Genomic DNA, 15,052 nt, shown 5'->3' on the forward strand with positions numbered 1-15,052 from the left:
CTCTTCTTTACGTTTCTTACGAGGAAGACCGATGGATAGCGCCTTGTCCCCCCAGCAAGATGAGCTGATCGCCTCCGCCATCAAAAAATTCTTCACCCATATCATCCCCATGCTGGTGGTGATGCTGATCATTAACCAGATCGATCGCGCCAATATTGGCTTTATCAAGGCGGAACTGCGTACCGATGCCGGGATCAGCGCGGCGGCTTTTGGTCTGGGTGCGGGCCTGTTTTTTATCGGCTATGCGCTGTTTGAAGTTCCCAGTAATCTGATGATGAAGCGCTTTGGCGCCCGCGTCTGGCTGACACGCATTATGATTACCTGGGGACTGGTGGTGGTCATGACGGGTTTCGTCACCTCACCCATCCAGTTTTACCTGCTGCGTTTTTTACTCGGCGTGGCTGAAGCAGGTTTCTTTCCCGGCGTACTGTTCTATTTCCGTCAGTGGGTCCCGAATGCCTGGCGCGGCCGGGCCACTGCGATGGTGCTGAGTGCAACTGCGGGCGCCTTCCTCTTCTCCGGGCCAATCACTGGCGCCATTCTGATGATGCACGATTTTTCAGGCATTGCCGGCTGGAAATGGGTGATGTTTCTTGAAGGCGGTGCTTCCGTGCTGGTCGGTATTCTCGCCGCATGGGTACTGGTGTCACGCCCCGGCGACGCACGCTGGCTGAGCGATGCGGAGAAACAGGCCCTGATACAGCAGCTGAATAGTGAAGAGGCACAGCGTGACGAGCTTAACCGCGCGCCCGGTAAAATGTCGCTGTTACGTAATCGCAGCCTGCTGTTCTTCTGCGCGATCTTCTTCACCATGACCATGACAGGCTATACCCTGGTGTTCTGGCTGCCGCAGATTATTCAGCGTATTCAGGGCTTCAGCAGTTTTGGCATCGGCATTCTCACCGCCGTACCCTGGCTTTGCGCCATTATTGCCATCAACCTGCTGAGTCGCTTTTCAGACCGCCACCGCGACAAACTCGATAAAGCGCTGGGCGTCGCCATGCTGGTCGCGGCCTGCGGCACCTTTATGGCTACGCTGGGTTCTCCATGGTTTGGCTTCCTGGCGATGATCGTGGCCTGTATCGGCTCGAAAGTCAGCGCCACCTTTTTCTGGCCGATGCCGCAGGGAGAACTGCCTGCCTCAATTGTTGCGCCTGGGATTGCGCTGGTGAACTCTGTTGGCAACCTTGGCGGCTTCTTCGCACCGACGGTGTTTGGCTATCTGGAGATGAAGACAGGCTCCACCACCGGCGGTCTCTATGCCCTGACCAGCGTCTCGCTGCTGACCGGGCTGTGGCTGCTGCTGCGCCGCAAGCCCTCCCCGCCTTCCCTTGATCCTATGGAGAATCACAATGTCAGACAGTCCAGTCATTAAAACAATGCGGGTGGTGCCTGTCGCCGGATATGACAGCATGCTGCTGAACATTGGCGGCGCGCACAACTGCTATTTTACCCGCATTCTGGTGATCCTGACCGATTCCGCTGGCCGTACCGGCGTCGGCGAAAGTCCCTGCCACGCCTCAACACTGGCGCTGCTGGCGCGCTTTCGTCCGCAGATTGAGGGCAGCGATCTGCTGCGGCTGAATGCCACCGTCGCGACGCTGTTTGCCAGCGACGCACGACACCAGCAGACCGCGCACACCGACGACATTCATATTCCGCAGATGAATCCCGAGAAGTTTTACAACGCCACCGCAGCCATTGAAGCTGCGCTACTTGACCTGCTGGGCCAGCACCTGAATCTGCCGGTTGCCGAGTTACTTGCCAGCGGCAAGCAGCGCGATCGCGTGCCGGTACTTGGCTATCTGTTCTATATCGCCGACCGTAACCTGACCAGCATGGACTATCAGGCGGGCCACGCTGGTGGTGATGCCTGGCTGCAACTGCGTCATGAGAAAGCGATGGATGCGGATAGCGTGGTGCGGCTGGCGGAGGCGGCAGCCGATCGCTATGGCTTCCGGGATTTTAAACTGAAGGGCGGCGTTCATCATGCCGAAGTGGAAGTGGAAACGGTTAACGCCCTGCTGACACGTTTTCCTCAGGCACGGGTAACGGTTGATCCCAATGCCAGCTGGTCGCTGGATGAGGCCATTTATTATGGTAAACAGCTGGCGGGCCGGATTCCCTATCTGGAAGATCCCTGCGGCGCGGAGCAGGGCTATTCCGGCAGGGAAACGCTGGCGGAGTTTAAGCGAGCCACGGGTATTCCGGTCGCCACCAATATGATCGCCAATGACTGGCGACAGTTGCAGCATGCCTTACAGCTTAATGCCATCGACATCCCCCTGGCCGATCCGCATTTCTGGACGATGCGTAATGCACATACCGTGGCGCAGTTGTGCCATGAATGGGGCCTGACAACCGGCTGCCACTCAAACAACCATTTTGATGTATCACTGGCAATGGTGGCGCATCTGGGAGCCGCGGCACCGGGCGACAGACTGACTGCGTTTGATACCCACTGGATCTGGCAGGATGGTCAGCAGCTGACGCAGCATGCGCCGCAGATTCGGGATGGCTTTCTGGAACTGCCTGAGGGGCCAGGATTGGGTATTACCCTGGACATGGCGCGGGTCGAAGCTGCCCATGAACTCTACCATTCGCTACCTGATAAAAACCGAAACGACGCGTTGGGCATGCAGTTTCTGATTGATAACTGGACGTTCAACGCGAAACGACCGGCCCTGTTGCGCTGATGACCGCCATCCTGTGACAGTGTCACAGGATGGCTTTGTTTAGCGTTGCGCCAGTGCCGCCTGCATCCAGGCAATCACCAGCGGAGAGTCTTTTTCCTGCAGTGCCGCGCGCTCAGATTGGAACAGCGTAGCCACATAGAAAGGATGATCCGGTAACTCCACGCCGCGAACGTCACCGGCATCATCCCAGGCGGTAATGCGCAGCGTATTATCGCCCAGCGCGTCACTGAATTCCGGGTTAACGCCAAAGTTACAGTGGTAGCCCTCGTCGCTCTCCAGCGTCCCGTAAGCCAGAGCAATACGGGAACCCGCTTCAAACCTCACCTTGCCACGCTGCTCCACCAAAGAGCAACTCAGCGGGGCAATGACCATCCGTCCGCCGGTATCCGTTTCAGCATGACGGGCATCGTGCCAGCCCAGGACGTTGCGCGCATACTCGATCACTGCATACTGGAATCCCCCACAGGAACCCAGGAAAGGTTTACCGCTCTCCCGCGCCCAGCGCAGGGTTTCAAATACGCCATTATCGTTGCGGTAAGGACTGCCAGGAACAACCCAGACCGCATCACTGCGCGTCAGGTCTGTCTGTTCGAGGTGGTCAGTAGCGATCCAGTTTGTTTCAACGATAAGATTTAGCCGACGTGAAGCACGTTCAATAGCAAGGGGGATAGCCTGATGGGCAACCGCATCGGCGCGGTAGTCACCGACGAGAGATAAATGCAGTGGAGACGACATGAACTGATCCTTCCTGGAGAAATTGAGAGGTTACAGTAATGTTAATTTTCTGTCGAGGGTGACATTGCGCTTCCGCGTATTGATAAGATTTTAATATGACTGCGCGGTTTTTCACCGGCGCTCTGAGGTCATTTTAACTTCCTGCTGGCCGCCCCATGACCTCCACTTCCCCTCCCGATCTCACGACGCAATCGGTTTCTTTTTTTGCTTTCTGAAATAAATCATCTGATTGTGCGCCGGATCGCCCTTTGACTCTTTTTTCGCCAATGCCGGGCAGGTAATGTCTGATAATTCGTCAGATTGACTGCGATTCAGCCAGTAACCTGTCATTAGCACTGTCTGATTATTATTCAACAACCGATTTATCTGGTTAGCTTCGATTTAGCAGTTAATATCATTACTCGCTAGTGCAAGGTGCTCATTCAGAGTATCTGTACTAATATTTTTTGCTGCTTCAACATTTAAAACCAATTAACGATTTGTTATAAGTTTTTTAACCCAACATCCCTGGATTCAACGGGTTGCCAGAAAATTCTTGCCCTGACGCCCGTAATCAGCCAAATTAGTCGCCGCTTTTCCCTTCTAATAACAATCTTGCGCATGGAAAACTCACATGACGCGGACTTAATTCCTGTCCCGAAACAGGGTATGAAAAAACTGAGGTACATGTGTCAACTGCAAACAAACACACTGATGAGGCTGTCAGTCTCAATGCGTTTAAACAGCCGAAGGCGTTCTATTTAATCTTCTCGATCGAATTATGGGAACGTTTTGGATTCTATGGCCTGCAGGCCATTATGGCGGTTTACCTGGTGAAGCAACTGGGATTGTCTGAATCAGACTCCATTACCCTGTTCTCTTCATTCAGTGCGCTGGTTTATGGGCTGGTCGCGATTGGCGGCTGGCTCGGTGATAAAGTGCTGGGCACCAAACGCGTCATCGTGTTGGGCGTGCTGGTGCTGGCATTGGGTTATGCGCTGGTCGCGTTCTCCGGTCATAACGTCAGCATTGTCTATATTGGCATGGCGACCATCGCGGTTGGTAGCGGCCTGTTCAAGGCAAACCCCTCTTCGCTGCTCTCGACCTGTTACGACAAAGATGATCCGCGTCTCGACGGTGCGTTCACCATGTTCTATATGTCGATCAACATCGGTTCCCTGTTTTCGATGATGCTGACACCGTGGTTAGCCGCGAAATATGGCTACAGCGTCGCCTTCTCACTGTGCGTCATTGGCCTGGTTATTACCCTGTTTAACTTCCTGTTCTGTAAACATATGGTTAAGGATTACGGCTCTAAGCCAGACTTTGCGCCGTTGCAGATCGGTAAACTGCTGATGACTCTTATGGGCGTCGTTGTGCTGATCGCGCTGGCCAACTGGATGCTGCATCATCAGGTTATTGCACGACTGGTGCTGGCGGTGATTGCGCTGGGTATTTTGCTGGTGTTTGCCAAAGAAGCCTTTGCGCTGCACGGCGCGGCGCGTCGTAAGATGATTGTGGCCTTCCTGCTGATGGTCGAAGCGATTCTGTTCTTCGTCCTCTATATGCAGATGCCAACATCGCTCAACTTCTTCGCTATCCGTAACGTTGAACACACCATTCTTGGTATTACGTTTGCGCCAGAGCAGTTCCAGGCACTGAACCCGTTCTGGATCATGCTGGCCAGTCCGCTGCTGGCGGCGCTCTATAACAAGCTGGGCGATAAACTGCCCATGCCGCACAAGTTTGCCTTTGGTATGGTGCTCTGCTCCGCTGCGTTCCTGGTGCTGCCGGTGGGTGCAAAGTTCGCCAGTGATGCAGGCATCGTTTCTGTAAACTGGCTGATCCTGAGCTATGCGCTGCAGAGTATTGGTGAGCTGATGATCTCCGGCCTCGGCCTGGCGATGGTCGCGCAGCTCGTGCCACAGCGCCTGATGGGCTTCATTATGGGTTCCTGGTTCCTGACCACGGCAGGTGCAGCTGTGATTGCAGGTAAAGTAGCAAACCTGATGGCCGTGCCTGAAAACGTAACCGATCCGCTGATTTCGCTGGCAACCTACAGTCGCGTATTCCAGCAGATTGGTATCGTGACGGCGGTGATTGCTCTGCTGATGCTGATTACGGCGCCGTTGCTGAACCGCATGACACAGGCGCAGGATAGCGACGCCAGATCAAACGATGTGAAAGCGTAATCGCTGCCACGTGACAAATCAGCCGGGCTCTGCCCGGCTTTTTTATGCCTCACACTCCCCCTTAACAGATCCCTGATCCTTATCACTGGTAATTCCATCCTGAGTCTTTACTATGCTGTGATCCCACTGCAACAAGGAGTACATGGTCATGAAACTGTTTTGCAAAGCAGGAGCCTGCTCTCTCTCTCCCCACATTGTTATGCGCGAATGCGGGCTGGACTTCACGCAGGTGAATGTTGATCTGGCAACCAAACTCACCGAACGGGGCGACGATTTTCGCCAAATCAACCCTAAAGGTCAGGTGCCCGCGCTGCAGCTCAGCGATGGTACCGTGCTGACGGAAGGCGCCGCGATTGTACAGTATCTGGCAGACCTCAAACCCGATCGCCATCTTCTGGCGCCGGTTGGCAGCCTGACGCGTTATCACACTCTGGAGTGGCTGAGCTACATCGGCAGCGAGCTGCACAAAAGCTTTGGGCCGCTGTTTCGCCCCGGATACTCCGATGAGGTGAAAGCGCAGACCCGCAACCAGCTGGAAGCGAAATTCCGCTATGTCGATGAGTCATTACGTGACAGGCAGTGGCTGATGGGGATGCATTTCAGCGTCGCGGATGCTTATCTGTTTGTGGTGACGCGCTGGGCAAAAGCGCTGGGGCTGGATTTGTCCGGCTTTACGGCACTTGGGGCATGGTTTGATCGTGTCGCGGAACGTCCTGCGGTGCAGGCGGCGCTGAAAGCGGAAGGCTTAGCCTGAGAGAACAGGGCCGGTTAACCGGCCCTGATGCGTTACAGCTTTTCTGCCGTGAAGTGCTGCGTCGGACGGGCAATGGCATCCTGTGCCGCCACCAGCTGCAGCTCATACTCGCCCATCTCATGAGTTTTCAGCATCACCTCATACACCGCGGCAGTGACGTGCTCCAGCGCATCCTGCAGTGATTTGCCGTGCAGCAGATTAACCAGCAGCAAACCACTGGTAAGATCGCCCACGCCGACGGGCTGACGGACACCGAAATCGACCAGCGGACGGCTGATGTGCCACGCGTCTTCTGCTGTTACCAGCAGCATCTCAAAACGGTCGCTGCGACGCCCTGCGCGTGCCAGATGCTTCACCAGCACCACACGTGGTCCCTGGGCAATCAGTGCCCGCGCAGCGTCTACCGCCGCGTCGACGTCAGTGATTGTACGTTCACTTAGCATCTCCAGCTCAAGCAGGTTCGGGGCGATAATGTCGCTGGCTGGCATCGCCATCTTGCAGTGGAACTCCGCCACACCCGGTGCCACGATGCAGCCTTTTTCCGGATGACCCATCACCGGGTCGCAGAAATACCAGGCCTGTGGGTTAGCCGCTTTGACTTGACGAACAATCTGCAGAATCTGCTCGCCCTGCTCCGCCGAGCCCAGATAACCGCTCAGCACCGCGTCACAGGTCTTCAGGCGGTCGATATCCGCAATGCCTTTAACGATGTCGGTTAAATGCGTTGCAGGCATGACCGTGCCGGTCCAGTGCCCATACTGCGTATGGTTGGAAAACTGCACGGTGTTCAGCGGCCAGACGTTTGCACCCAGGCGACGCATCGGAAATTCAGCTGCCGCGTTACCTGCATGACCAAATACAACGTGCGACTGAATCGCTAAGATATTTTTCACTAGTTTGCCCTGTCCTGCCTTGCCATAAAAAAGGGCCGTAAACCGGCCCTAAATCTTACTGCCAGTTAATCAGGCAGTAATGTTTCTTACCACGACGCAGCAGCGTGTAGCGGTTAAACAGTTTGTCGCTGTCGCTGAAGCGGTATTCCGCATCGGACTGTTTTTCACCGTTCAGTGAGACGGCATTCGAACCGATCATGGTGCGAGCCTGGCCGCGAGACGGCACGAGCTCCGCTTTCACCAGCGCCTGCTGCAGGTCATCATCTGCGCCCAGCGCGATAGTTGGCATACCATCCTGCGCCAGTTGCTCAAAGTCAGCTTCCGTCATTTCGCTTACCGAACCGGAGAAGAGGCTGGCGGTGATGCGTTTCGCCGCCGTCAGGCCCGCTTCGCCATGCACCAGACGCGTGACCTGCTCAGCCAGCACATACTGCGCGCGTGGCGCGGTACCGCTGTTTTTGTCCTCTTCTTCCAGCGCGTTGATCTCTTCTATGCTCAGGAAGGTGAAGAACTTCAGGAAACGATAGACGTCAGCATCCGCGGTGTTGATCCAGAACTGATAGAACTTGTATGGACTGGTTTTCTTCGCATCCAGCCAGACTGCGCCGCCTTCCGTTTTACCGAATTTGGTGCCGTCAGACTTGGTGATCAGCGGAACGGTCAGGCCAAAGACCTGGTTCTGATGCAGACGACGGGTCAGATCGATACCAGAGGTGATGTTACCCCACTGATCGGAGCCGCCGATCTGCAGCGATACGCCGTGCAGTTCATTCAGGCAGGCAAAGTCATAACCCTGCAGCAGATTGTAGGAGAACTCGGTAAAGGAGATGCCCTGATCGTCACGGTTCAGACGCTGCTTCACTGCTTCTTTGTTAATCATCTGGTTAACAGAGAAGTGCTTGCCGATATCACGCAGGAAGGTCAGCACGTTCATGCTGCCGAACCAGTCGTAGTTGTTGGCGGCGATGGCGCTGTTGCTGCCGCAATCGAAGTCGAGGAATGGCGCCACCTGCTGGCGGATCTTTTCAACCCATTCGTTGACGGTGTCACTGGTATTAAGTTTACGCTCTGCGGCTTTAAAGCTTGGATCGCCAATCAGGCCGGTTGCACCCCCGACCAGGGCTACCGGCTTGTGGCCGGCATCCTGAAAACGCTTCAGGCAGAGCAGCGGTACCAGATGACCCAAATGCAAGCTGTCAGCAGTGGGGTCGAAGCCGCAATAGAGCGAAATTGGCCCCTGTGCCAGTTTCTCTGTTAACGCGGCTTCATCCGTCACCTGGGCGATAAGGCCCCTCTCCTGCAATTGTTGTATCAGGTTACTGCTGGTCATTACTGACTCCAAATTGATCAGACTGCACCTATGCTGGTACACAGCTTTCCGCTGACTTGCGGAATCGAAAAAAATCAGGGCTATAGCATAAAGCGCTGGCGCTTTCTGTGCCAGCGCTGATAGGGAGAAATCGTGCAGATTCAGGGAGCCAGACGGTCGATTTTCCAGCCGTCATTGTCGCGCTGGTAGATGAAACGATCGTGCAGACGATGTTCGCCCCCCTGCCAGAACTCCATTGTGTGAAATTTCACCCGGTAACCGCCCCAGAAGCTGGGCAGCGGCACCTCGCCCTGCTGAAACTTCTGTTTAAGCTCAAGGAACTTCCCTTCCAGAATCCCGCGCGCCGAAATCCGGCTCGACTGCTTCGATACCCAGGCACCAATCTGACTGTCACGCGGGCGGCTGTGGAAATATTTCAGCACCTCCAGCGGCGACAGTTTTTCCACTTCGCCCAGCACCATCACCTGACGTTCCAGAAAGTGCCACGGGAAGTGCAGGCAAATGCGCGGATTGTGCGCCAGCTGTAACGCCTTACGGCTGCCGAGGTTGGTGTAAAACACCATGCCCTGCGCATCAAAGTGTTTCAGCAGCACAATACGCTGCCACGGCTGACCCTGCTCATCCACGGTGGCCACGGTCATGGCAGTAGGATCGGGCAGTTTTGCCTCACAGGCCTGGCTCAGCCACTGTTCAAACAGCGCGATCGGATTGTCCGGCAGATCCTTGCGACGCAATCCGCCGCGGGTATATTCACGCCGCAGATGGGCAATGGTGTGTAGCGTTTCGCTGTCGCTCATTAATGCTCGCCTATTCAGAGATAAAGTCAGCTGGCAGGTTGCAGCTCACAATCATTCACGACAATTTTATCGTTACGTTCGATAAATGCGCCGTTTCCTTTGGACCAGAAAACATAGGTGTCATCGCTGTAGCGCGCGCCGGAGGCGGAGACGGTCTGCTTCAACGTTAAAGGCTTGCCATCCATAATGAAACTTACCTGCTCCTGCGCCTCGTCCAGCGTCACGGTCAGGGGCATTGTTCCGCAGCGATAATGCAGGGTCTGTGGCGATGCCGGCTGTTTATGCATCAGGCTACAGCCTGACAATAGCAGCACCGCGACAACGGTTAATCCTTTCAACATAAGCGGGTCTCCTTCACGAGTGAAGCTGGCATTATAAGAAGGATTTGTCGCGAAGTAAGTGGGAATCCGCGCCAATCTGGAGGATGCTGTCAGCCAGGCTGAATTATTGCGCCTTTTCAGACGGTTGTCTGAATGCACAGGCCGTGTTATCAGGCTACGCTCTATAGATCTTAAGCGAGGAAGACAAACATGAAATTTGATAACGAAGATGCATTTAAGCTGGCCGTGGCGTTTATGAACCATAAAGAGAATGCCACCATCGCCAGCAGCTACTTTAAAACCTTTATCGACACCTACCAGAAGTTTGACCGCTGGCTGAGCGCATCTGACCCGGTCAGCGCCATGAAAGCGGAAAAAGCGGCCGCCAAAGCGGGCGAAGACTCTATTCTCTGATCCTTTTTCACGGGTCCGATAGCCCTTCAGGCGTCGGACCCGCGAATAGCGCCAGGTGCCGCCATCGATGTGGCATCCTGCATGCGATTCTTCCGCGTTAACGGAATTATCTGCGCTCTCTATTTCCCGCTTTTGCTCCGTTTTTTATTTCGATGCGGTCAGGGCTCAGCTGAAACGCATAAACAGCCGCATGCATTTGCAATAAATGCTATTCGCCGGCGCCATGCCTGCTAATTAACGCAATACACTCTGTTTTTGTATAAAAAACAGGCATCGACGCGCGACAGAGCCAGCAAAATTTATAAAGCCGTCTATGCTGTAAACGTCTGGATATACTTCATGGAGCAGAAAAATGAAAATGAAAACCCTGTCAGCCATTGCGCTGCTGGCACTCTCTTTAGGTACACTTGCAGGTTGCGCCTCGAATCAGTCTATTAAGACGACCGATGGCCGCACGATTGTGACTGACGGCAAACCGCAGATTGATTCAGATACCGGTCTTGTTTCTTACCGTGATGCTCAGACAGGAAAAACTGAGCAGATCAATCGTAATGAAATCAGTAATATGAGCGAACTCGACAACTAATATAAGGTGAAGACGATGAAAAAAGCGCTGATTTTACCTCTCGCCGCATTGATTGGTATGACCGTATTAACTGGCTGCACCCGTACCAGTTATGCGATTCAGACTAACGATGGACGCACCATTATTAGTGATGGCAAGCCTTCTGAATCGGACGCTGGCCTGCTGGCCTATACCGATGCCAATGGTGTGAAGCAGCAGATTAATAAAGCAGACGTTAAAGCCGTCTCTGAAGTTCCGCACAAATAATCGCAATGCTGTTCTCGCGTTAATAAAGTCGCTTAAGAGCGGCTTTATTTTTGCCTTTTTTTCGCCTTTTACCTGATATAGCCCCACTCTCAGAGCGGGCTTTTTTAAAGCAGAAATATCCGATGCGATATGGCAATAATATTGCAAAGCATTATAAGGAACTGTGCAATTTATCGTTTATACAGGCGTAAAAAACCGACTGGAAAATGCTGTTGCGCACAGGCCACATCACTTATCTGAATTTCAGGCAAACGTCTGCTTCTTTAACCAGAACAATAGTTCAACCTGTTCACTTCAAAAATAATCTATTGTTTTTTATTATTTACTATCATGAAGTTATATCATGACACAAAGGTTCCCTTTATTTTTAACAAAATTATCTGATGCCGCCTGTAAATTGTAACCTTTTACTCCACTGCCTCTTTAACTAGACTATTTATATCGCTATCAATCAGGAGGCTATAAATGATTTATCACGATACAACGACTGGTCATATGATTCTTGGTGAAGCAGCAATTAATCTGGCATTTGAAGAACAGGATATTACACTGGTATCGCTGATTCGTCAGTTGGGCGAAATGGCCGAAAAGGAGTGCAGCGATGAACGTGTAGAGCAGATTGCTGATGCACGACACTGGCTCAAAGGTTTCATTGAAGATTCGCCTCGTGACCGCGCCGAATTAAACTGGCTGGTCGAGACCGGGCAGGCACCGGTTTCCCTGAAAGATTATCGGTAGTCATAAGGCTTCGACGTTCATTTCTCATGAGAGCCGGACGCCCTTCTGGCTCTCATGCGCTTCATACTGCTGTCCCTTTGCTTCTCTTTACGGCCGCTCTCTCGCTGCCCGGCATCCTGACCAAAAAACGTCATTCATCATTACGCTGAAATAACTGTACAGATTCACTTTTTGCGTATAACTTCGCGGCTATTCGATCGTTTTTACATCAACAGCCAGGAAACGCACCATGTACCCGAACCCGAGACTGCCGCGGACGGCAGACGATATCGCCCGTTATTTCAATGCGGCAAGCCTGCCCTCACAGCAGGAGACACTGGGACAGGTAGTCGTGGAAATTTTGCATGCCGGCGGGAATGTGAACCGTAAGTCGATCTGTACCAAACTCCTGCGTCGCCTCGAAACAGCGTCCACTGAGGAAGAAGAGCGCCACTATCGCGCGCTCATCAGCCTGCTGTTTGGTCGTTAATCATCGCCACGCTTCGCCCCGGTCAGCGCGTCAGTGGCTCCCCACTCTCCGTCACCCGCTGTGCCTGAGGATGTTTCGCTGTCTGGGTTTCAAACCCACCACGGGCGGCAAAAACAGAACAGCCAATGGCTGCCACGAGTGTCAGTAAGATTGAAGTTTTCACGAAACGGGCCTTAATTTTCCACGCAATAGAATAAAGCGTAAAAGCCTGGCACATAATCAGACCCGGGGAAAGGAAGCGGAAGAATTTCTCTGTCCGGAAAGCGTATATCAGAGAAGCGCCTGTTTACGGATGCTGCTGTCCCCACTCAGAACACTTATCCCAGTATTTTCAATGCCAGCGCCAGCGTCTGCTCTTCATGGATCACATCACTGACTTTGCCCGACACGCGCATACCGTATGCGATGCAGAGAATTAAACCGGCTGCCGCTTCACTGTCCAGCGTGCGATTGATAGAGCCATCCTGTTGTCCCAACTCCAGCAATGAAACCAGGAAGCGCTGACTACGCTTGATGACATCATCAATGCGCTGCGCAAGATCTTCATCCATCGTCTGCAGCGCAATGGCGCTGGACACCACCAGACAGCCGCATCGCCCCTCAATGGCACGCGCCGAATCCAGGTAGAACTGTAACAACTCCGTGATTTTATCCCGTCCGCTGACACAGGGTGCCAGACGGCGGCGCAGTTCGGTATTTCTCAGCAACAGATAACGTTCGAACACCAGCAGAAAGAGGGAGCGTTTGTCTTTAAACGCTTTATAGATGCTGCCTGCGGAGAGGTTCATCGCCTCCCCCAGATCGCCTATTGATGCCGCGTGATAGCCTTTTTGCCGGAAAACGATCATGGCACGATCCAGAGCCTGTTCAATGTCGAACTCCCTGGGCCGTCCCCGCTCTTTGTTTTTATGCGCTGTCGCTGTCGTGCTCATTAATTACCGGCCTGAAGAAGTGCGTTCCTGTCAGAATCAACAGGGATTCTATCCCAGGCTCGGGTAACAAGTATAGCTGGCGGCGATCAGCCCGCAGCATACATTCGGACAGATCTCTGTTCCTGTCGCTGAATGGCAGAGGGGGTGTAACCGGTTGTGACCTGCAATCCGGCTCAGGTTACAGGACAAACCGCTCATGATTCACTCAGGTAGTAACGCGTTTTTTTTGCGGCAATCAGCCCGTTGCTGTGTGTTTATTATGGTCAGCCATAATCTGAGCGGCTTAATTAACAGCCTGGCGTGGTTCTCATTGTCAGCAACATATAAAAAGAGTCGGTTTTTTATATCGCTGTTATCGTCGACCGCGTAAAGCTCATATTCATGATGATGGCGGACCAGCATCTACTTCAGCACAACCACCGGCAAATCCGTTACCCGCGTGGTATAGGCAGGTGACAGCATCTCGCGCTTCATCGCCCAGGCCTTGTTGATCCCCTGCCCGGCAAACCAGAGTTTTCTGCTGCCAGGTTTGTTAATTTTATTAATCAGCGGCATCAGACGACGAGTGGTGTATTCCTCAATAGCAAAATGATGCGAAGCACGGCTTTGCTGACCGAGACAGTCAGTCAGTTGATGTGATTTTAAGCGTCCATTCGCTGGTCCTCAGACCGGCCTGGGAGGAATCAGGCACGGTCTGATTCTGAATTAGTCGCGTTTTTCCATCTTTATCCAAAATACCGCGATGCTCAGCAGTAGACAGATAACAGCACCGACGCTGAACAGCAAATCAACAGCCAGATTCAGGCTGGCATGATCCACCACCGCACCTAACAGCACGGGCACCCAGTTAGCGATATAGGCAATGACGTAGAACAATGAAATCAGTTTTGCGTGACTGGCTGCAGGAGAGATCATATTTAGCAGGGTCGCACTTCCCACAAAGATGGCGCCATAGGAATATCCAGCCACAAGCAGTCCTGTGCATGCCCATACTAAAGAGTGGGTGCTAATAGCCCAGGTAAAAAACACAATCGAAATGGCCTGAGTAAGACAGCCGGCAGCAAGAGATGTGCGAGCGCTAATCCGGCGGCTCAAAATCTGACTGATACCGGCCACCATTAAGTATACCGCAATCACATAGCCATAAACGCCCTGACTATGAATGCCGAGCAGATGCTCCGATACTGCCGGTCCAATCGACAAAATACTGGCGGCAAACGCCCAGCTCATAAACAGAGCGCCAGCGCACAGGAAAAAACGTATGCCAGTCGCTTTCAGTCCGGCTTTAAGTGTCGTACCCGCTGAAATGGCAGACGAGGATGGCGCAGCCTTGGGTTGGTCGTGATGACGCGCTGGCCAGCTAAAACGTAATCCGATCAGGGCAATCGCAGCCGTGATCATAATCAGCAGAAACGGCAACGTCTGGCTGTGGAAATTTGTCTGAATCGCCACGCCGCTAAAAACTGGCCCCAGTGCCAGACCGGTGGTGAAAGAAAGCGTTGCGAGCAGAGCTGCAGCTTTACCGCCATCTTTAGGGCCAAAACGCAAAAGGGCAATATTAGCTGCGCCGGTTAATGCCCCGGTTCCTACGCCCGCCAGCAGGCGTGCCATAAACAGACAGGCAAACGAATCGGCGAGTGAAAACAGCAATGCACCTGCGAAGACGGCCAGTAGTGCAGGCATCATCAGGCTGCGCAGGTCAGCAACTTTCCCTGCAAGATTTCCTACACTGAACAACGCAATCAAAACACCTGCCGCATACGCGCCATAAATGATTGTCAGGCTGACGGCGGTTAAGCCCAACTGCTGTTGATAGAGGGGATAAAGCGGCGTTGGTGCACTGCTGTTCAATAAGGCAGCGACTAGCGCCAGTGCAAGAAAGAATAAAACGCTCTTTTTGGAAGCAGAATTCTTTTTGTCTGTCGGACGACTATCAATAGTTAACACTTCTGACATTTTTATTTCCTGAGC

The 15,052-nt window shown here is 53.2% G+C and carries 17 protein-coding genes and 1 pseudogene; 9 read left to right on the forward strand and 9 right to left on the reverse strand.

Annotation, left to right across the window (positions count from 1 at the left end):
* Positions 1-31 precede the first annotated feature (31 nt).
* Both IAI47_RS10485 and IAI47_RS10490 read left to right on the forward strand, forming a co-directional pair.
* The gene (locus IAI47_RS10485) at positions 32-1,375 is read left to right on the forward strand and encodes an MFS transporter (RefSeq protein ID WP_003848999.1); all 1,344 of its coding nucleotides are present in this window, start codon (positions 32-34) and stop codon (positions 1,373-1,375) included.
* Positions 1,353-2,696: an enolase C-terminal domain-like protein gene (locus IAI47_RS10490; protein WP_008926222.1), complete on the forward strand. Its 1,344-nt coding sequence runs from the start codon at positions 1,353-1,355 to the stop codon at positions 2,694-2,696. Before IAI47_RS10485 ends, IAI47_RS10490 begins: the two co-directional genes overlap by 23 nt.
* Positions 2,697-2,735: 39 nt before the next feature.
* Here the strand turns inward: IAI47_RS10490 and IAI47_RS10495 are convergent, their stop codons facing one another.
* Complete coding sequence (locus tag IAI47_RS10495) at positions 2,736-3,431, reverse strand: CTP synthase (protein WP_003848997.1); 696 nt, start codon at positions 3,429-3,431, stop codon at positions 2,736-2,738.
* Between the two features lie 668 nt (positions 3,432-4,099).
* Here IAI47_RS10495 and dtpA point away from each other — a divergent pair.
* On the forward strand, positions 4,100-5,602 hold the full coding sequence (gene dtpA, locus IAI47_RS10500) for a dipeptide/tripeptide permease DtpA (RefSeq protein ID WP_008926221.1): 1,503 nt from the start codon (positions 4,100-4,102) through the stop codon (positions 5,600-5,602).
* Positions 5,603-5,750: 148 nt separating this feature from the next.
* Positions 5,751-6,356, forward strand: coding sequence for a glutathione transferase GstA (gene gstA, locus IAI47_RS10505; protein ID WP_003848994.1), 606 nt, complete (start codon positions 5,751-5,753; stop codon positions 6,354-6,356).
* Positions 6,357-6,388: 32 nt separating this feature from the next.
* Here the strand turns inward: gstA and pdxY are convergent, their stop codons facing one another.
* From pdxY to IAI47_RS10525, 4 genes are all read right to left on the reverse strand, one after another.
* Entirely contained in the window at positions 6,389-7,249 is an 861-nt protein-coding gene (pdxY, locus tag IAI47_RS10510; protein WP_003848993.1) for a pyridoxal kinase PdxY, read from the reverse strand.
* Positions 7,250-7,304: 55 nt separating this feature from the next.
* The gene (gene tyrS / locus IAI47_RS10515) at positions 7,305-8,579 is read right to left on the reverse strand and encodes a tyrosine--tRNA ligase (RefSeq protein ID WP_008926220.1); all 1,275 of its coding nucleotides are present in this window, start codon (positions 8,577-8,579) and stop codon (positions 7,305-7,307) included.
* A 140-nt stretch (positions 8,580-8,719) separates the two neighbouring features.
* Positions 8,720-9,376, reverse strand: coding sequence for a pyridoxamine 5'-phosphate oxidase (gene pdxH, locus IAI47_RS10520; RefSeq protein ID WP_003848991.1), 657 nt, complete (start codon positions 9,374-9,376; stop codon positions 8,720-8,722).
* A 26-nt stretch (positions 9,377-9,402) separates the two neighbouring features.
* A complete protein-coding gene (locus IAI47_RS10525; RefSeq protein ID WP_003848990.1) occupies positions 9,403-9,717 on the reverse strand; it encodes an MliC family protein in 315 nt (104 codons plus the stop codon).
* A gap of 189 nt (positions 9,718-9,906) precedes the next feature.
* Between IAI47_RS10525 and IAI47_RS10530 the strand changes: the two genes are divergently transcribed.
* The 5 genes from IAI47_RS10530 (at position 9,907) to ycgZ (ending at position 12,149) form a co-directional block, all read left to right on the forward strand.
* The gene (locus IAI47_RS10530; RefSeq protein ID WP_003848989.1) at positions 9,907-10,110 is read left to right on the forward strand and encodes a hypothetical protein; all 204 of its coding nucleotides are present in this window, start codon (positions 9,907-9,909) and stop codon (positions 10,108-10,110) included.
* Between the two features lie 352 nt (positions 10,111-10,462).
* Positions 10,463-10,696: a YgdI/YgdR family lipoprotein gene (locus IAI47_RS10535; RefSeq protein WP_003848987.1), complete on the forward strand. Its 234-nt coding sequence runs from the start codon at positions 10,463-10,465 to the stop codon at positions 10,694-10,696.
* Positions 10,697-10,711: 15 nt separating this feature from the next.
* The gene (locus tag IAI47_RS10540; protein ID WP_003848985.1) at positions 10,712-10,942 is read left to right on the forward strand and encodes a YgdI/YgdR family lipoprotein; all 231 of its coding nucleotides are present in this window, start codon (positions 10,712-10,714) and stop codon (positions 10,940-10,942) included.
* Positions 10,943-11,407: 465 nt separating this feature from the next.
* Positions 11,408-11,680, forward strand: a complete 273-nt coding sequence (locus IAI47_RS10545) for a hypothetical protein (protein ID WP_008926219.1) — start codon at positions 11,408-11,410, stop codon at positions 11,678-11,680.
* Between the two features lie 229 nt (positions 11,681-11,909).
* Positions 11,910-12,149, forward strand: coding sequence for a regulatory protein YcgZ (gene ycgZ, locus IAI47_RS10550; protein WP_003848978.1), 240 nt, complete (start codon positions 11,910-11,912; stop codon positions 12,147-12,149).
* A 22-nt stretch (positions 12,150-12,171) separates the two neighbouring features.
* Here ycgZ and IAI47_RS10555 read toward each other — a convergent pair whose 3' ends face one another.
* From IAI47_RS10555 to IAI47_RS10570, 4 genes and pseudogenes are all read right to left on the reverse strand, one after another.
* Positions 12,172-12,312, reverse strand: a complete 141-nt coding sequence (locus IAI47_RS10555) for a hypothetical protein (RefSeq protein WP_223296456.1) — start codon at positions 12,310-12,312, stop codon at positions 12,172-12,174.
* Positions 12,313-12,466: 154 nt separating this feature from the next.
* Positions 12,467-13,081, reverse strand: a complete 615-nt coding sequence (locus tag IAI47_RS10560) for a TetR/AcrR family transcriptional regulator (RefSeq protein ID WP_008926218.1) — start codon at positions 13,079-13,081, stop codon at positions 12,467-12,469.
* Between the two features lie 402 nt (positions 13,082-13,483).
* Positions 13,484-13,639: pseudogene (locus IAI47_RS10565) on the reverse strand (DUF4113 domain-containing protein); the annotation flags it as partial.
* A 147-nt stretch (positions 13,640-13,786) separates the two neighbouring features.
* Positions 13,787-15,037, reverse strand: a complete 1,251-nt coding sequence (locus tag IAI47_RS10570) for an MFS transporter (RefSeq protein ID WP_003848969.1) — start codon at positions 15,035-15,037, stop codon at positions 13,787-13,789.
* Positions 15,038-15,052: the final 15 nt, after the last annotated feature.

It is taken from the genome of Pantoea sp. MT58, from assembly GCF_014495885.1.
GTDB lineage: Bacteria > Pseudomonadota > Gammaproteobacteria > Enterobacterales > Enterobacteriaceae > Pantoea > Pantoea eucalypti.

Excerpts from the sequence above, each read along its gene's own strand:
- IAI47_RS10485 (WP_003848999.1), top strand. The coding sequence starts at position 32 with ATGGATAGCGCCTTGTCCCCCCAGCAAGATGAGCTGATCGCCTCCGCC.
- IAI47_RS10490 (WP_008926222.1), top strand. The coding sequence starts at position 1,353 with ATGTCAGACAGTCCAGTCATTAAAACAATGCGGGTGGTGCCTGTCGCC.
- IAI47_RS10495 (WP_003848997.1), bottom strand. The coding sequence starts at position 3,431 with ATGTCGTCTCCACTGCATTTATCTCTCGTCGGTGACTACCGCGCCGAT.
- gstA (WP_003848994.1), top strand. The coding sequence starts at position 5,751 with ATGAAACTGTTTTGCAAAGCAGGAGCCTGCTCTCTCTCTCCCCACATT.
- tyrS (WP_008926220.1), bottom strand. The coding sequence starts at position 8,579 with ATGACCAGCAGTAACCTGATACAACAATTGCAGGAGAGGGGCCTTATC.
- pdxH (WP_003848991.1), bottom strand. The coding sequence starts at position 9,376 with ATGAGCGACAGCGAAACGCTACACACCATTGCCCATCTGCGGCGTGAA.
- IAI47_RS10525 (WP_003848990.1), bottom strand. The coding sequence starts at position 9,717 with ATGTTGAAAGGATTAACCGTTGTCGCGGTGCTGCTATTGTCAGGCTGT.
- IAI47_RS10530 (WP_003848989.1), top strand. The coding sequence starts at position 9,907 with ATGAAATTTGATAACGAAGATGCATTTAAGCTGGCCGTGGCGTTTATG.
- IAI47_RS10535 (WP_003848987.1), top strand. The coding sequence starts at position 10,463 with ATGAAAATGAAAACCCTGTCAGCCATTGCGCTGCTGGCACTCTCTTTA.
- IAI47_RS10540 (WP_003848985.1), top strand. The coding sequence starts at position 10,712 with ATGAAAAAAGCGCTGATTTTACCTCTCGCCGCATTGATTGGTATGACC.
- IAI47_RS10545 (WP_008926219.1), top strand. The coding sequence starts at position 11,408 with ATGATTTATCACGATACAACGACTGGTCATATGATTCTTGGTGAAGCA.
- ycgZ (WP_003848978.1), top strand. The coding sequence starts at position 11,910 with ATGTACCCGAACCCGAGACTGCCGCGGACGGCAGACGATATCGCCCGT.
- IAI47_RS10560 (WP_008926218.1), bottom strand. The coding sequence starts at position 13,081 with ATGAGCACGACAGCGACAGCGCATAAAAACAAAGAGCGGGGACGGCCC.
- IAI47_RS10570 (WP_003848969.1), bottom strand. The coding sequence starts at position 15,037 with ATGTCAGAAGTGTTAACTATTGATAGTCGTCCGACAGACAAAAAGAAT.